This window comes from uncultured Chitinibacter sp. (genome assembly GCF_945957625.1).
Lineage (GTDB): Bacteria > Pseudomonadota > Gammaproteobacteria > Burkholderiales > Chitinibacteraceae > Chitinibacter > Chitinibacter tainanensis.
Genome location: NZ_CAMFLP010000007.1, coordinates 1 through 16447, shown reverse-complemented (window position 1 = coordinate 16447; position 16447 = coordinate 1). Strand labels below are relative to the sequence as shown.

Annotated in this window: 13 protein-coding genes; 5 read left to right on the top strand and 8 right to left on the bottom strand. The window is 57.0% G+C overall.

Annotated elements, in window-relative coordinates:
- The 3 genes from QV747_RS09645 to QV747_RS09635 form a co-directional block, all read right to left on the bottom strand.
- Entirely contained in the window at positions 1-423 is a 423-nt protein-coding gene (locus QV747_RS09645) for a GtrA family protein (RefSeq protein WP_273429907.1), read from the bottom strand.
- Positions 423-1694, bottom strand: coding sequence for a mannosyltransferase family protein (locus QV747_RS09640; RefSeq protein WP_273429909.1), 1272 nt, complete (start codon positions 1692-1694; stop codon positions 423-425). Before QV747_RS09640 ends, QV747_RS09645 begins: the two co-directional genes overlap by 1 nt.
- 72 nt (positions 1695-1766) lie before the next feature.
- The gene (locus tag QV747_RS09635) at positions 1767-2711 is read right to left on the bottom strand and encodes a glycosyltransferase family 2 protein (RefSeq protein ID WP_273429911.1); all 945 of its coding nucleotides are present in this window, start codon (positions 2709-2711) and stop codon (positions 1767-1769) included.
- 430 nt (positions 2712-3141) lie between these two features.
- On the opposite strand from QV747_RS09635, the gene QV747_RS09630 reads away from it, so the two are divergent.
- On the top strand, positions 3142-6984 hold the full coding sequence (locus QV747_RS09630) for a phospholipid carrier-dependent glycosyltransferase (RefSeq protein WP_273429912.1): 3843 nt from the start codon (positions 3142-3144) through the stop codon (positions 6982-6984).
- 107 nt (positions 6985-7091) lie between these two features.
- Here QV747_RS09630 and QV747_RS09625 read toward each other — a convergent pair whose 3' ends face one another.
- Positions 7092-7475 carry a YidB family protein gene (locus tag QV747_RS09625; protein ID WP_028449955.1) on the bottom strand — a complete coding sequence of 128 codons (384 nt, stop codon included), beginning with the start codon at positions 7473-7475 and terminating at the stop codon, positions 7092-7094.
- Positions 7476-7703: 228 nt separating this feature from the next.
- Between QV747_RS09625 and QV747_RS09620 the strand changes: the two genes are divergently transcribed.
- From QV747_RS09620 to QV747_RS09610, 3 genes are all read left to right on the top strand, one after another.
- Entirely contained in the window at positions 7704-8927 is a 1224-nt protein-coding gene (locus QV747_RS09620) for an HD-GYP domain-containing protein (protein WP_273429914.1), read from the top strand.
- Positions 8928-8959: 32 nt separating this feature from the next.
- The gene (pap, locus tag QV747_RS09615) at positions 8960-10462 is read left to right on the top strand and encodes a polyphosphate:AMP phosphotransferase (RefSeq protein WP_047392524.1); all 1503 of its coding nucleotides are present in this window, start codon (positions 8960-8962) and stop codon (positions 10460-10462) included.
- Between the two features lie 144 nt (positions 10463-10606).
- A complete protein-coding gene (locus QV747_RS09610; RefSeq protein ID WP_028449952.1) occupies positions 10607-11686 on the top strand; it encodes a hypothetical protein in 1080 nt (359 codons plus the stop codon).
- A 6-nt stretch (positions 11687-11692) separates the two neighbouring features.
- Here QV747_RS09610 and QV747_RS09605 read toward each other — a convergent pair whose 3' ends face one another.
- Positions 11693-12526, bottom strand: a complete 834-nt coding sequence (locus QV747_RS09605) for a class II glutamine amidotransferase (RefSeq protein ID WP_308445259.1) — start codon at positions 12524-12526, stop codon at positions 11693-11695.
- 80 nt (positions 12527-12606) lie between these two features.
- On the opposite strand from QV747_RS09605, the gene QV747_RS09600 reads away from it, so the two are divergent.
- On the top strand, positions 12607-13011 hold the full coding sequence (locus QV747_RS09600; protein WP_273429918.1) for a hypothetical protein: 405 nt from the start codon (positions 12607-12609) through the stop codon (positions 13009-13011).
- Positions 13012-13084: 73 nt separating this feature from the next.
- Here the strand turns inward: QV747_RS09600 and QV747_RS09595 are convergent, their stop codons facing one another.
- The 3 genes from QV747_RS09595 to QV747_RS09585 form a co-directional block, all read right to left on the bottom strand.
- Positions 13085-13876 (bottom strand): enoyl-ACP reductase, encoded by a 792-nt coding sequence (locus QV747_RS09595; protein ID WP_028449950.1) that lies wholly within the window; start codon positions 13874-13876, stop codon positions 13085-13087.
- A 48-nt stretch (positions 13877-13924) separates the two neighbouring features.
- Positions 13925-14941, bottom strand: coding sequence for a folate-binding protein YgfZ (locus QV747_RS09590; protein ID WP_273429920.1), 1017 nt, complete (start codon positions 14939-14941; stop codon positions 13925-13927).
- Positions 14942-15032: 91 nt separating this feature from the next.
- A complete protein-coding gene (locus QV747_RS09585) occupies positions 15033-16313 on the bottom strand; it encodes an AsmA family protein (protein ID WP_028449948.1) in 1281 nt (426 codons plus the stop codon).
- Positions 16314-16447: the final 134 nt, after the last annotated feature.

Here is a 16447-nt window from a genome sequence, read left to right as displayed (position 1 = left end):
TTAATCCGATGAAACAGAGGAAGTGGCGCGGAAAGTCCAGCAGCGGTTGCCGATGAAATTCCACACCAGACACAGGGCGGTGGTGAGCAGCTGAGCCGGCCAATAATGCAGCCCCCAGTGGGTAAAGCCGGCCATCAACGCGGTATTGAGCAAGAGCCCAATGCCGGCAATGACATAAAATTTCAGCAGCGCGCTGCGGTGGGTGGTCTGCTCGCGCTGGGCCTGAAAGGTAAAGCGGTAATTGAGTGCGTAATTAAGCAAGGAGCTAACGGCATAGCCCACGCCCGAGGCCACAGCCGCGCGCCAGCCCAGCGCCTCGACCCCGAGCCACAAAATGGCGTATTGCAGCAGCGTTGCTACCGCGCCCACCGAGGCGAACGCCCCAAACTGGCGTGCCACAGCGGCCAGTGAAAACCCGCGCATCAATACACCCATCCACGAATAAACAGATAAATCGCCAAACTTAAAAGCCCGGCCAAGGCGGGCTCCAGCCAGCGCCGGCGCGCGGGCGTGGCCCACATGGCCAAGAGTACCGCCAGCGGAAACAGCACCGACATATAACGCGGGCCGGATAAGAGCCAAGTGGGCGAAAACGAAATCACCGTATACACCAGCGCATAAGCCTGAATGCAGGCCGGCAGGCGGCGTCGCCCCCAGGCCAAGAGCGCCAGCGCCCCGGCAAAACAGATTAGCGTGGGCAGCCAGATGCCAAACACCATATTGTGCGTATCGGTGAGCATGCCTTGCCAGATATTGGCGATGTTCTGCGCGAAAAAACCAAAATCCTGCTGCCAGTTGGTTTTCTGTGCGATGCGAAACTGCCAGGCATTACCAAAAATATGCTGGTTAAGCCACAGATAGCTGGCAAAGCCGCTGGCGGTGCCCACTAGCGCCAACAGGCGCTGCCACAGTGCAATCTGCTGGCGTTGCCGCCAGGCTTCGATGGCAATTGGCACTAATAATAAAATGCCCTGATTGCGTGTGAGGGCGGCAAGGCCACCCAGCACGGCCACGCTATACCAGTCACCGCGGCGCAGGCGCCAGATGCAGCTGACGGTTAGCAAGAGAAACAGGCTTTCGGTGTAGGGCGCGCCATAAAAAAAGCTAAACGGAAATAGCGCCAGATACAGCACGCTGCGCTGGGCCAGCTCGGCGTCTTGGGTTTCATCTTCGACCCAGCGATACAGCACCAGACAGGCCACGGTGAAACACAAAATCGATACCAGCGTGGCGGCAGCAAAAAAGTCGCCAGTCAGCAGCGCCCCCAGCCGCACCAGCCAGGGGTAAAGCGGATAAAACACGATATGCAGCGGGTTTTGCGGTGCTGCATAGCCAATTTCGGCGAGGGACAAATAATGCGGCGCATCCCATTTGGCCCAAATGTCATCCAGACTTGGCCAGAAACCCACGTATTGGCCGCTCGTGCCCATGGCGCTCATATGAAACGCCCAGCCGAGCAAATACACTGCCAGCCGTATGCCCAGCGCTAGCAAGGCAATCTGCAGCAGTGGGTGGCTGCACCAGCGCGACGCGCCAAGCTCTGCCCGGCGGGGCAGGCTCATTCGGGCCGAGCGCCATAAGGCCTGCGCGCGGCGGGGGAGTAGGCCGCTGGCCTGGGCTAAGCGCCAGCCTAAATGCAGGCTCAGTGCCAGCAGCGATAATGAGGCAACAATCGTAATCAGCGTGTGCAGCATGGTGGTGGCTCCAGCAGCAAGGGCGCAGAAAAAACCAGCGGGCGCGCCGCTGGTTGCTGGGTAGAAAGGGGCTTATTCCTGCTCGGGAAAGCCCAGACGGTCTTGCACGATATACAGTGGCCGACGTTTGATCTCGTTGTAAGTGCGGCCCACGTATTCACCCAGAATACCGATGCACAGCAGCTGCACCCCGCCCAAGAACAGAATCGCCACCATAATCTCGGCCCAACCGGCTACCCAGTTGCTGGTCGTTAAGCGCACGATCAGAGTATTGATAATGCCCACCAGCGCAAAGAACGATGAAATCAAGCCCAGTGTCACCGCCAGCCGCAGCGGCTTGGTCGAGAACGACATAATCCCGTCGGTGGCAAAGCGCACCATTTTGCGCAGCGGATATTTGCTCTCGCCGGCAAAGCGCTCGGCGCGGCGGTAGGGTAGCGCCACTTGCTTGAAACCCACCCAGCTCACCATGCCGCGAATAAAGCGGTCGCGCTCGGGCATGGCTTTGAGTACATCCACCACTTTGCGATCCATCAGGCGGAAATCACCGGTATCCAGTGGAATCGGCACGTCGGATAGGCGATTGAGGACGCGGTAAAAGGCGCGCGCGGTAATCAGCTTAAATGCCGATTCGCCCGGGCGATCGACGCGAGTGCCATACACCACGTGATAACCGGTGCGCCACAGCGCGATCATTTCGCTGATCACTTCGGGTGGGTCTTGCAGATCGGCGTCAATCAGCACCACGGCATCGCCGCTGGCGGCGTCAATCCCGGCGGTGACGGCCGTTTGGTGGCCGAAATTGCGCGCAAACCCAACGACGCGGATTTCTGGATTGGCTTGTTGCGCGGCGGTCAGTAATTCGCGGGTGCGATCTTTGCTGCCGTCATCGACAAAAATAAACTCCACCGCCATATCGCTGACGGTTTGGCGAAATTGCGCCAAGCGGCGCAGGGTTTCCCCAATTACTTCTTCCTCGTTGTAGCAAGGAATAACCACCGAGAGCAGTTGCTGCATTTTCCATCCTCCATCCGCAGGGCTGGCCGATGGGCGCAGGCGGCGGTGTTTTTGTAGTGTTGGCTGGTTTAGGTACAAGCCATTTTGGCTCAACCTTACATCATGCCGCCCAGCTTGAAAACCCCGCGGCGGCGGCTTTGTGGGGTGTCTCTCGATAAATGGTATTGCTATGCAAAATGGATGATGCGAATACGCCACAAAGCTTGATAAATAAACGCTTTAGCGCTTGCTGATATTCAAAATGTAATGCTGCTTTGCAGCAATCGCGGCAGGGCTTGTAGTGGCTGGATTTGTAAGAAAACCGCAGTGTGATTTGCACTACTGAGGCAGATGAATGGACTGCGAGGGCCGCGGATCGGCGCTAGTCGTAAGGAAACAGACCCGTTATAGTGCAGCCTTGCCCAAACCCTGTTTTGATCGAGTTTTTGCTATGTCGCTGCCCAGCTTGCGCACCACCGGGTGCAAACAATGGATTTGCCAGTTCTGGCTGCTGTGCCTGTGTGTCTTGCTCGGCGCGCCCGTTTGGGCCAGTGGCGAATTACTGAAAAACGCCAGTGCCGAAGACAGCAGCCCTTCGGGTGGTGCGGCCGGCTGGACTTTCGATCACTGGACGCAGGGCGAGCCTAAAAGCACCGCCAGCCGTGATGAAAGCGTGTTTGTTAGCGGCAAAGCGGCACTGAAAATCAGTCTGCCGCAGGCCGATGACGGCAAGCTGGTGCAAACCGTGCCGGTGAAACCCGACACCTGGTACCGCATTAGCGCCAAGATCAAAACCGAAGGGGTGCCGGCCGATGCCGTGGTCGGAGCCAACCTGAGTATTGTCGATGCGATGGATCATTCGCCCGATCTGAAGGGCGATCAAGACTGGCGCGCGGTAGAAGTGTGGGCCAAATCCGGCCCCGAGCAAAAAGAGATCAAGTTGGCGCTGCGGCTCGGTTTTTATGGCAGCCTGACCACGGGTACGGCCTGGTTTGATGACATCAGCATGAGCGAAGGCACGCCTGGTGAAGGGGCCAAAGTCATCAGCATGACCCCACCCCCCGCTGCACCTGCCGCGGCGGCGCCGACTGCGAGTTCGGGTGGGGTATTGTCTGCAAACGCAATCATGATGATCGTTATTGCACTATACCTGGTGGGGGCATGGTATTTGCTGCAGCAGCGCAATCGCCTGCAAACGCGTTTTGGCCAGCCGGTGCAAGGCCGCTGGCCGGCGGTGAAATTGGCCCCGGCTTTATTGCTGATTGCCGCGGTGGTGCTTATCAAAGCGTATTGGGCTGGCAGTTACCGCGGGCATTCATATGATATTGGCACTTTCAGCGCCTGGGCCTTTGATATGTACCAGCGCGGCTTTAGCGGCTTTTACCGGCCAGGCTATTTTGCCGATTATCCTCCCGGCTATATCACTGTGCTGGGCGGGGTAGGGGCGCTGGCCAACTGGTTCTCGTTCGGCTACGACACGCCGGCGTTTCTCACGCTGCTGAAAATGCCCTCCATGCTGGCAGATGTGGCCGGGGCGCTATTTTTGCTGTACGTCGGGCGCAAAGATGAACAAGTGCAGCCGCTGGCCCTGGTGGCCGCCCTGTTGTGGTTGCTCAATCCGCTGGCGATTGTGACCTCGGCCTTCTGGGGGCAGGTGGATAGTATCTTCACGCTGATTTTGGCCGCTTCGCTGCTGATGCTGGAGCGCCGGCGAATTTTGCTGGCCGCCGCGCTGTATGCCGTGGCGGTGCTGTTTAAGCCGCAAGCCTTGTTGGTGGGGCCGATTGCACTGATCGGTTTGCTGCTAGTGCGTGATGTGCCTCTGCAGCTCAAAGCCGTGGGCGTGGCCGTGGCAACCTTTATTGTGTTGTCGCTACCGTTTACGATTTCGCGTCCACCGCTGTGGATTTTTAGCCTGTATGGCGGCACGCTGGCCAGCTACGACTATCTGACCGTCAATGCCTTTAATCTGTATGCGATTTTTAATGGCAACTGGTTGCCGAACGACACCTTATTCCTGGGAGTTCGGGTTGGGCTGTGGGCTTGGCTGCTGACGCTCTCAGCGCTGGCTGCCGTGCTGTATGGCGTGGTGAAAGGCAAGGGCGAAGGCCGCTATCTGTTTGGTGCGTTTGCGATTTACCTGCTGTTTTTTGTGCTCGGGCCGAAGATGCACGAGCGCTATCTGTACCCGGCCGCCTTTATTGGCTTGACCGCGTTTATGGTGATTCGTGATCGGCGCGTGTTCTGGCTGGCGCTGGGCGCGAGCTTAACCACCTTTGTGAATACGCTGGTAACGCTGGATATTCTGGTGCGCTTTAACAGCACCGGCGTGCCGAATGACAATGTCTTTATGTTGCTGTGCTCGCTGGCCAATGTAGCCTTGCTGGTGCAGACCTTCCGCGTGGGTTATGCGCTGTTTTTCCGGCAGCAAGTGAATGTGCTGGCCGCGCCAGCGGCAGTCGAGCCCGCCGCCGCTGCAACTGCGGCGCTCGATACGCCGCAAGCGGTCAGCGTGCCGCTGGATCCGCCTTTGGCCCCGGTTAGCCGTCGGGCGTGGCTGGCGCTGTTGGGCATTTGTCTGGCCTATAGCGTGGCGGCCTTTACCTATCTGGGCAACCGGCAAGCGCCACAACAATTCTGGAATCCGCCGGCGGCCAGCGATTGGGCGGTGTTTGACTTGGGCCAATTGGCATCCGTAGGGCAGTTGCAGTATCACCATGGTTTGGGTGAAGGCGAATATGCGCTGCAATGGTCGGCCGATGGGCAAAACTGGGTCGCGAGCCCCGGCATTATCGTGAGCAACCGCTTTGCTGAATTGCGCTGGCGCAATCTGGATATCAATCTGCCGGCGCGCTATCTGAAAATTGGCCTCAGCACCGGTGCTTTGCAGCTTAATGAGATTGCCGTGCGCGATCAGCAGAAAGTGCAGCTACCGCTCAAGCAGATTAGCGGCCCAAGTGACGCGGTGGCGCTGATTGATGAGCAAGACAAAACCGTGGCGATCTCCACGGCCCTCAATGGCATGTATTTTGACGAGGTCTATCACGCCCGCAGCGCGTGGGAGATTTTGCAAAACATCAATGCCAGCGAAAACACCCACCCGCCGCTGGGCAAAATCATCATCGCCATTGGCGTGGCGATTTTCGGGATGAATCCATTTGGGTTCCGCGTGATGGGTACTCTGTTTGGGATTGCGATGCTGCCGGTGTTTTTTGGCTTGTCGCGCCGCTTGTTCCGCAGCGAAAACTTCGCGCTGCTGGCCACAGCCTTGCTGGCGGTGGATTTTATGCACTTCACGCAAACCCGCATCGCCACCATTGATACCTACGGCGTGTTCTTTATCTTGCTTAGCAGCTACTGGATGTTGCGCTTGATGCAGCATCAGCCGGCAGCGCACAACTGGCAGTCGGATCTAAAAGCGCTGTTCTTGTGTGGTTTCACCTTTGGTTTGGGCGCAGCCAGCAAGTGGATTGTGCTGTACCACGGCGTGGGGCTGGCTGGCCTGTATGTGTGGAATCTGTGGCGGCAATGGCAAGTGGCTAAAGAGCTGCCGCCAACGCTACCGGGGCAACGCAATTACGCCAGCTGGGTGCAGCAGATGGTGCTGTATTCGCTGGTGGCCTTTATTGTGGTGCCGGCCATTGTGTATACGCTGGCGTATATCCCGCTGATGAAAGCCACCGGGGAAGGCATTGCCGGCATGCTGGCTAACCAGACCGGCATGTATCAATACCATAGCCAGCTGAAAGCCACGCATCCGTTCAGCTCGTTCTGGTACGAATGGCCAACCATGGTGAAGCCGATGTGGTACTACGGCGGCAGCGAATGGACGGGGCCGCTGAAAGTGTCCAGCATCAGCGCCTTTGGTAATCCAGTGACTTGGTATCTGGGCTCGCTGGCCTTTGTGCTGGCGCTGGTATGGCGACTGGCCTATGCCAGCCACGCTGGTTTTGCCCGCCGCTTTGCGCTGAGCCAAGGTCAGCTCTTGGCGCTGGGTTTTATCCTCGCCGCGGGGCTGACGCAATTTCTGCCGTGGGCGCTGATTCCGCGCAAACTGGTGTTTATCTATCACTTCTTTGCCAGTGTGCCGTTTATTATTCTGGCACTGGTGTGGTGGCTGCAGCGACTGCAGCTGGATTTCCCGCAGCAAGCCTGGGCCAAGTGGCTGCCATGGGCGACGGTGGCGGTGGCAACGCTGCTGTTTATCGCGTATTTCCCGGTGATTAGTGGCCTGCCGGTGGCGCGTGGCTGGGTGGAGTGGATCGCCAAAGGCCCGATCACCTTGTACTTCTAAGGCTGATCTGTAGCCAATAAAAAACGGCCCGCTTGGGCCGTTTTTTATTGGGGTATTGCCTTTAATGCAAATGGTTTTAAGCGCTACAAGCTTATACCCTGCCTGGATTAGCCAAAAAGCTTGCCTTTCAGCATATCCAACCCGGCATTGAGCAAATCATTGCCGGCCGGCAGCTGGCCGTTCGGGGTGAGCTGATCCACCAGTTGCGGCAGCAGATTGCTGATGGTGCCGGCGGCTTGTTCTGGGTCCACGCCCAGTTTGCTGGCCAGATTGGCGACAGTTTCATTGCCTAGCACGGCTTGGATTTGCTCGCTGCTGATCGGCAAGTTTTCCCCGCTGGCGATCCACGATTGGGCGATCTCGCCCAGGCCGCCAGATTGGAATTTCTCTACCAGACCACTAACGCCACCGTGCGACTCCAGCAACGATTGCAGCGCAGCGCCTTGTTCGCCTTGCAAAAACTGCCCGGCCAGACTGTCGAATAAACTCATGTGCCAACTCCTTGGGTGAGAATGTAGGCAGATACTATAAGCCAACTTTGACAGCTTGATGTCATCTTTGCTGGGTTAATTAATACCGTCACGGGGTATTCATGTGTATGCATTACGGATAAATACACTGGTGTGTATACCCATATTAAAGCTTAACGGCAGGTGGAAAAGCGCGGCAAGGCGGCGCGGGCTAGCCTACACTGCAGGCATAGTCGCAGGTGAGTCGAGATGATCAAAAAAATCCCTTCGGATGCCCTGAAAGTCGGCATGTTCATTCATGATCTGAACGTCGACTGGATGAATCACCCCTTTGTTCGCAATCAATTTGCCGTGGCCGATGACAATGTGATCGCCCAGATCATGGCCACCGGCGTGCGCGAAGTGTATATCGATACCGAGCGTGGTCTGGATCTGGCCGATGCACCCACGGTAGAAGAAGTGAACTCCGAGCTGGACGCCCAGCTGCTCAAATTAGCCGAAGAGCCACCGCCGATTATTAAAGTCTCATTCGCCGAAGAGCTCACCCGCGCGCGCAAAATCCACAATCAGGCCACTAACGCCGTCAAAACCGTGATGCGCGATATTCGCCTTGGTAAAGCCATCGAGCTTGAAGGCGTGGCGCAGGTGGTGGAAGACATCACCGAATCGGTACTGCGTAATAGTGGCGCGCTGGTGGGGCTGGGCGGGATTAAAGACAAAGACGAATACACTTTTTTGCACTCGGTGAGCGTCTGCACCTTGCTGGTGACTTTTGCCCAATCGCTGGGTATGGATCGGGAAATGATCCGCCTGGCAGGTACGGGCGGCCTATTGCACGACACCGGCAAAATGAAAGTGCCGAATGAAATTTTAAATAAGCCCGGGCGCTTAACCGACGAAGAATTCGCCATTATGCGCACCCACCCCGAAGAGGGCTGGTTAATCTTGAAAGACATCCCGGGCATGGAAGAAATCCCGCTCGAAATTACCCTGCATCACCACGAGCGCATCGATGGTACGGGCTACCCGCACAAACTACCGGGTGATCAGATCAGCCGGATGGCGCAAATGGCGGCTGTGGTGGATGTCTATGACGCAATTACCTCCGATCGTTGTTACCACAAGGGCATGCCGGCACCGGAAGGCTTGCGTAAGTTATGGGAATGGAGCAAATTTCATTTCAACCCTGAGCTGGTGCAGGCCTTTATGCGCACCGTGGGGATTTATCCGGTTGGGACGCTGGTGAAGCTGGAATCGAGCCGGCTGGGCGTGGTGATTGAGCAGAATGAAGCCTCCATGCTGCAGCCCAAGGTGAAGGTGTTTTTTAGTTTGAAATCGAATACCTACATTCAGCCGGTGCTGGTGGATCTGGCGCGGCCGATGGGCAAGGGCGGGGCGGATAAAATCGTCGGCCACGAAAACCCGGAAAAATGGGGTATCAATATCAGCCGCTTCCTCGGCGAGCAAACCTAAACCGCGGACAGGGCTTTACACAAGGAATCTGCATGTTTGCCGCAGCCGAACTCGGGCACAAACTCGATAAAGAACAATACAAACAAGCCGCCGATCAATTGCGCCAGCAGTTGCTCACCATCCAGTTTCAGCTCAAAGAGCGCGGCGATTTTCCGGTGATTATTCTGCTTGGTGGTGTGCCCACGGCGGGGCGCGGGCAGGTGGCCAATTTGCTACTCGAATGGATGGACCCACGGCATATTGCCACGCATGCCTTTGGCCCTCCGACCGACGAAGAGCAAGCTCGCCCGCCATTCTGGCGCTATTGGCGCGTGTTGCCGCCAAAAGGGCAGATGGCGATTTTATTTGGTGGCTGGTATAGCGGCCCGATGTGGAATGAGCTGCATCTGCAACCAGGCTCGGCCGAATATGAGCACGAATTACTCAAAATCGTCCGGCTAGAAAAAATGCTGGCCGATGAAGGCGCGCTGGTGCTGAAATTCTGGCTGCATCTGCCGCAAGAGCAGCTAAAAAAACGCCTGAAGAAGCTCAGTGGCGATGAGCGCACCGCCTGGCGGGTAGATGAAAGCGATCAATGGTTTTTAGAGCATTACGAAGCCATCATGCGCTCGCAACAGGATTTACTCCAGCGCACGAATCTGGCCGATGCGCCATGGCGGGTGATCGAAAGCTCGGATGAGCGCTACCGTGACATCACGGTCGGTACGCATATTTTGCAGGCCATTCAGCATCATATGGAGCGCGAATCAGTACGGCAAAAACGGGTGGATGCCGCGCCGCTGATGCCATCGATTGATGGTGTGCGCTTGCTGGATAAAATTGCGCTCGATAGCGATCTGGATAAAGCGCGCTACACCGAAGAGCTGGAAGCTCTGCAGGGGCGGCTCTATCGGCTGACGCGCGAGCCGGCTTTTGCCAAGCATTCGGTAGTATGCGTCTTTGAGGGGATGGACGCGGCTGGTAAAGGCGGCGCCATTCGCCGGATTACCGCTGCGCTGGATGCGCGGCAGTACCGCACGATACCGATTGCCGCGCCCACCGAAGAAGAACGCGCGCAGCCCTATCTGTGGCGCTTTTGGCGGCATTTACCGCCGCACGGGCAGATCACGCTGTTTGATCGCTCTTGGTATGGCCGGGTGTTGGTCGAGCGGATTGAAGGCTTTGCCAGCCGCGCCGACTGGATGCGTGCCTATGGCGAGATTAATGATTTTGAAGCGCAGATCAGCGCCGCCAATGTCATTGTGGTGAAGTTCTGGCTGGCGATCAGTAATGAAGAGCAGCTGCGGCGCTTCAAAGAGCGCGAAGCGATTGAATACAAGCGCTTCAAAATCACCGCCGAAGACTGGCGCAATCGCGAAAAATGGGATGCCTATATCGAAGCGGGCAGCGATTTGATCGAGCGCACCGGCACGGCGCTCGCTCCGTGGGAAGTGATTGGCGCCAATAATAAATACCATGCCCGCCTGGCCGTATTGCGCCATTTGTGCGAGCGGATCGAGGCGGCTATTGCGCCGCATAAGGGCAAAAAGAAATAAGCCACTCCATGCGTTTGTCCTACCCGCGGCCGGCTAGTATGCCGGCCGTTGGCATTGGCGGCGGCGCTTCACACCACACCCTCCGTAATCCGTTCCCGCTTTAGCAGCCTGCACGGTAGAATAGGCGCTCAACAGGAGGGCCTTGTGGCGGATTGGAGCATCTGGAAAACGCTGGAAGAATGGCGGAGCAAGCGGCATGAGCTTGATCCGGTCTTTGCACGCGCGGGCGTGGCGCCCGAGCTGGAAACCCTAGCGAACCGGATTGCCATTGATCTGCGCCGCTCGCCACCGACCAAGCCTTTGTTGTCGGGTGAGACTGATCGCGATGATAAGGCCATGTCGATGTATTTCGAGGCCTATTACCAGCATTTCGACGAACCTTTGTACAAGGTTGAATCGCTGGTGCGCATGCCCTGGGTGCCGGAGGCAGAGGCTAGTGGCCGCGCGATTTTGGCCGAAGTAGAGCGCATTCGCAAAGAGATGCGCACGCATCCGGGTACACACCCGCCATTCGAGCCGCTGGATCAGCTGATTCAGCATTATCTGCGCCTGGATGATCCTGATCTTAATCTGCCCACCGATGTCTTGGCGCAACGGCGTAATCAATTGATCGACATCGCGGGCTATCCGCTCTTGGTGCAGCACACCATCAAAACCCCCTATGACGACAGTATTCCACCGCTGTCGAGCCCGGCGTTTCGCGATCAGCTGCACGAGAAAATGCAGCAATATCTGGATCAGCCGTGGCTGCATTGCCGGGTGATTACTCAATGGTATTTAAGCTTGGCGCTGGATGCGGCGCTGGCGCATAAAAAGCATGATGCCACCGATGATGCGCGCATTCGCAGTATGCTCAAGCGGCGCTGGCCAACGGCGTCGGTACTGTTTCCCGAGCTTGAGCACATTGATCAGGTTTGGTATTTGCTGCTGGCGCTGGGCGCGATTGTGACGCTGCTGATGGAGTTGTGGTGGTTCGCGGTGCCGCTCTTGCTGTGGCTGAATCTGTCGGTGGGTGGGCATCGGCGCGAACATAAAGAAATGGAAACGCGCCGCGCCCAGCTGGTGTCGCGGGCGCAAAGCTTGAAAAAAGCCCGCGACCGCTTTTCGCACCAGCAGCTGCCGCTAGAGCGGTTGGCGCCGATTTTGCGGCAGCTGGATGAGCAAGGCGAGTATTTTGATGATCGCGTTTTCGCGCTGATCGCACTGCATCAATACACCGGCTAAAGGCGCTTAGCAGGCTGTGGGGGTATTGCTCGCGGCGCTATCATGAGTGCGAGGTGTGGGCTGATACCCGTTAGGGTATGCGATCTGCCCTTCGACAAACATCAGTAAATCACCATTCTGCAGCGCATACCATTGCTCATTGTCAGTCAGCGGCTCGGTGGCGATCATGGCCACCCGATCATTCGGGCTGGTTTCCAAAGAAAAATCCACCGCCATATCGGTATCGCACAAATGCGCACGGGTAAATGGCGCCTGCCGGATTAGAAAGTGCAGCTTGGTGCTGCAATGGGCAAACAGCGTTTTGCCATTGGAAAGCAGGTAATTAAACGTGCCGCCGGCGGCCAGCTGCGCGCTTAACTCCTGCAAGGTGGCGTACAACACCTCGGCCGGCGGGCAGCTGGCAAAGCGCTGCGCCAGCTCGTTCATCAGCCAGCAAAATGCCTGCTCGCTATCGGTGCTGCCAATCGGCATAAACCGCGATGACACTGGCGCCGGAATGTGGGTGAGATTGCCGTTATGGGCAAAAATCCAGTTTTGCCCCCACAGCTCGCGCCCGAATGGGTGGGTGTTGGTGAGGTTGATCTCGCCCTGCGTGGCTTTACGAATATGGGCAATGACGTTTTTGCTCTTGATCGGATAGGCGCGCACCAGATCGGCCACCGGGCTGCTGCTGGAGGGCAAATAGTCCAAAAATAAGCGGCAGCCATCGCCTTCAAAAAAGGCAATGCCCCAGCCATCCGAATGCTCGTCGGTTAAGCCGCCGCGGCGGCGAAAGCCTTCAAACGAAAACACAATATCGGTTGGCGTATTGCAATTCATGCCCAGCAGCTGGCACATCATTTAACCCATTGTTCAATAAAGAGAAAAGCGTACAATGAAATCAGCGGTGCCGGCCGGGGCCGGCGGTGCAGGAGTGAGCAATGGCGCTGATTGCAAGCACTGGCTCTAGTATATCTGCCTCCGCGACGCTTGGCAGCGCCGCGCGTGCCGGTGCTGCGCCCAACCGCAGTGAAGATGCGGCCAAAACGCCAAGTTTAAGCGCCGGCCAGCTGCGCTTGCTGAGCCGCATTAGCCAGCTCGATACAGTCCAGGCCATTCCGCCGGGGGCGCTGAGCGCTGGCCCAAGTGCCCGCACCGAGATCTCCCTGGCGGCGCGACAGCTGCTGGCGAATTCCTGGCTGGATGATGGGCTATTGCTAACCGGCGGCAGTGGGCGGAGTCTCGGCGTAGCGAGCACGGTGGCCAATATACCCACTCAGGGTATGGCTAGCAGTGAGCGGATTAGCAAGGCTTTGGGCTTATACCTGCAGGTGGCTAGTTTCTAGCGCCGTGCGAGCGCAAGAAAAAGCCCGCCAAATTGGCGGGCTTTTTAACGCGAACAGCGGGTGATGAGCTGATTTAGTCAGCGGCCGCCAGGGCGCCGGCGCCAATACTAAAGCCAACATCCACGTGCAGCACTTCACCGGTCATGCCTGAACACAGATCCGACAGCAGGAAGGCGGTGACATTGCCCACTTCTTCTTGCGTGACATTGCGCTTGAATGGAGTCGCTTCGGCGGCGCCTTTCAGCAGTTTGCCAAAATTAGAAATACCCGCGGCGGCCAGTGTTTTGATTGGGCCCGCTGAAACCGCATTCACGCGGATTTCTTTGCTGCTACCCAGTGCGGCAGCCATGTAGCGCACATTGGCTTCCAGGCTAGCCTTGGCCAAACCCATCACGTTGTAGTTCGGAATGGCGCGCTCGGCGCCCAGATACGACATGGTCACCAGTGACGATTTTTCATTCAGCAGTGGGCGCGCGGCTTTGGCCAGCGCGGCAAAGCTGTATGAGCTGATGTCATGGGCGATTTTGAAGTTTTCGCGGGTCACGGCATCGAGGTAATCGCCTTTCAGCGCTTCGCGTGGGGCAAAACCAATCGAGTGCACCAAGCCATCAAAGCTTGGCCAGTGTTTGGCCAGATCGACAAACAGTTGCTCGATTTGCTCATCGCTACCCACATCACAGGGCAGTACGATGGTGCTGTTGAAATCGGCGGCGAGTTTAGCGACGCGGTCTTTCAGGTCTTCGCTGACATAGGTGAAGGCCAGCTCAGCGCCTTCGCGGTGGCAGGCTTGCGCCACGCCATAAGCGATCGAGCGATCAGACAGCAGACCAGTGATCAGAATCTTTTTATTTGCGAGAAAACCCATTGGGCATTGTCCTCGTAATCAACAATCGGGCGATTATAAGCTTAAAAATCAATTCATGGCATAGGGTAGGGGTAAGTTGTGCAGCGCTGGGCCGTCCACGGCGCCCAGATGCAGGCCGTGTTCCAGGCTGGCAATCTGCGCCACTACCAGTACTTCCATCCCGCCTGTTGGACTTGGCGCAGCCAGCAAAATCTTGCCGCTGGCTTGCCCGTTCATCTCGCTACTAAATACATCCATCCCGGCGGTGGCGCTGTCGCAGTCCACTTGCATGCGGAACATGCGGCGTTTGAGTTTGCCCAGATATTGTGTGCGGGCCACGATTTCTTGGCCTGGGTAGCAGCCTTTGGTAAAGCTGATGCCGCCAATCAATTCCAGATTGGCCATTTGTGGCACGAATTCTTCCTGTGTGGCGGCAGTGACCCACGGTACCCCGGCCTGAATTTCGCTGAGCGTCCAGACTGCAGTGCCGGCTGGCGTGGCGCCGGCGGCGCGCAATTGCTCCCACAGCGCGGGTAGCGCGCTGGCTGGCGCCAAGAGCTGGTAACGCTGGTTTTCTAGTGCAATCAGCTGCACATCGCCATGCATCGCACTGCTAAAAGTGGCCGGCAAGGTGCCAAACAGGCCGCTCAAAATCGCTTGCGCATGCGGGCCGGCAACGCCAATCTGGCCCAGTTCTTCCGCCGTGCTGGCTTTGGTTTTGCTGCGCAGAATAAACATCGACAGGCGTTTTTGCAGTGCGGGCAAAATAGCCTGATCCAGCTGCAGCAAATACTCATCGCCGTGGCGGATCACCATAAATGTGGCTTGCATGCGGCCCTTGGGGGTGGAGTAGCTGGAATACTGTATGCCACCTGCCGGCAGGGCGCGGATATCGCTAGAGAGTTGCCCTTGCAGGAAGGGCTGGGTTTCTTCGCCCTGAAAGCGGATTAAGCCAAAATGGCTTAGCGGCGTGATGGTGCAGCCTTGCTGATAAGCCTGCAATTCGGCATTGGCATCGCCAAATGTAGTAATGACATGAGGTTGGTCGGCCGCGCAGAGGGCGCCCAAAGTGGCATACCAGGTCATGGGTCAATCCTGTGGGTAAGCAGTCAAAGATATATACATGGGGATGATGGCGGATATTAACACGCCCCGGCGAACGGGGCGTCGCTGAGGCTTACTGGATGTCGCTGGCAGATTCGCTTGCAGGTTTGCTTTCACCATTATTGGGCACCACTGTGCCGGGGCGGTAGGCACCACCACTGCGTAGCTCCGGCGCGCCCAGTGCGCCGCTCACCTGCAGCTGATTGCTCACGGTAATTGCGCCAGCGGCCAATTGCGAGGCTACATTGCCGGCCAATTTGCCATCGCGGATCAGAATTTCGCCGCGCGAGCGGAATTTGCCCGCATCAAGGGTGACGCCACTGAGGCGCACGGCGCTGCCATTTACGGCCAGATTGCCCGAAAGGGTATTAAAGTTGGTTTGGCCGCCACGGCTTTGCACGGTTGGGCTCTGGCTTTTCAGCGGGGTGACCAGATCAAAATTACTTAGCATCCCATCTACCAGCACAAAGCGGGCATTAATCTGCGGTGTTTTGAATAGATCGCTATAGCCGCTGCCCTGATAGCGGAAGTTGGCCTCGGCATTCAGGCGGCCGCTGCTGCGGGTAATCGGGCTAAAAACCTGAATCAGTGGTTCAGCCTGAATATTCTTACCAAAGAGTTGCCCAGCCAGTTGCCAGCCATTGCTCCAATCTAACTTGGCATTACCGGTGACGAGTCCGTTGTAGAGATCCGCACGGATGTCGGCAATATCAATCCCTTGGGCGTTGGCGAGGCCAATCAGTTTTAAGTATTCAAACTTCACCGGGTGACCCAGCGGCAGGGTCCAGCCTTTGGCATTAAATTGCACTTTAAATTGTTCGCCATCGGCCGGCTGCACTTGTAGCTCGGCCAAGCCATCGGCGGTGGTGACGACCAGGTCGTCAATCCGACCATCTGCTTTAAAGCGCAACATGCCATCCACCGGCCCAACCTGCTGTTTATCTAACTGCACGGTGGTTTGTAGTAGATCGACCTTGGCGATGCGCAGGCCTTCGGCCCCCTGCGGTTGCAGCCGTTTAGGCAGCTCAAGCGCGAAAGTGCGCGAAAAATTGGCGCGCTCTAGGCGCACATCGCGCAAATTACTTTGCCAGTTGAGTAGATTATTGAAGGTGACCGGAACCGCAATGGTGCCAATCTGGGCGATTTCCGCCTGATCGAGGATGACATTTTGCAGATGAAACTCAGGTTTCGGGCTGTAATGAAAACTGATCTCACTGATACTGGCTTTGGTGTTGGTGAGCGCCGAAAGCTTTGATTCAATGTCGGTTTTGAACAGGCTGTAGGGAAAAATCAGTGGCGCAGAAGCCACAATGCCGCCAGTGATGGCCAGCCCAAGCAGAAAATTTTTAGCCATTGGGTTCGCTTTGGTCGATAAATTTATACGGTTTTTCTTGACTAATCCGTCGGGGGTCACTATTATACGCCCCATACCGATTCCCCGATAGCTCAGTCGGTAGAGCAACGGACTGTTAATCCGTGTGTCCCTGG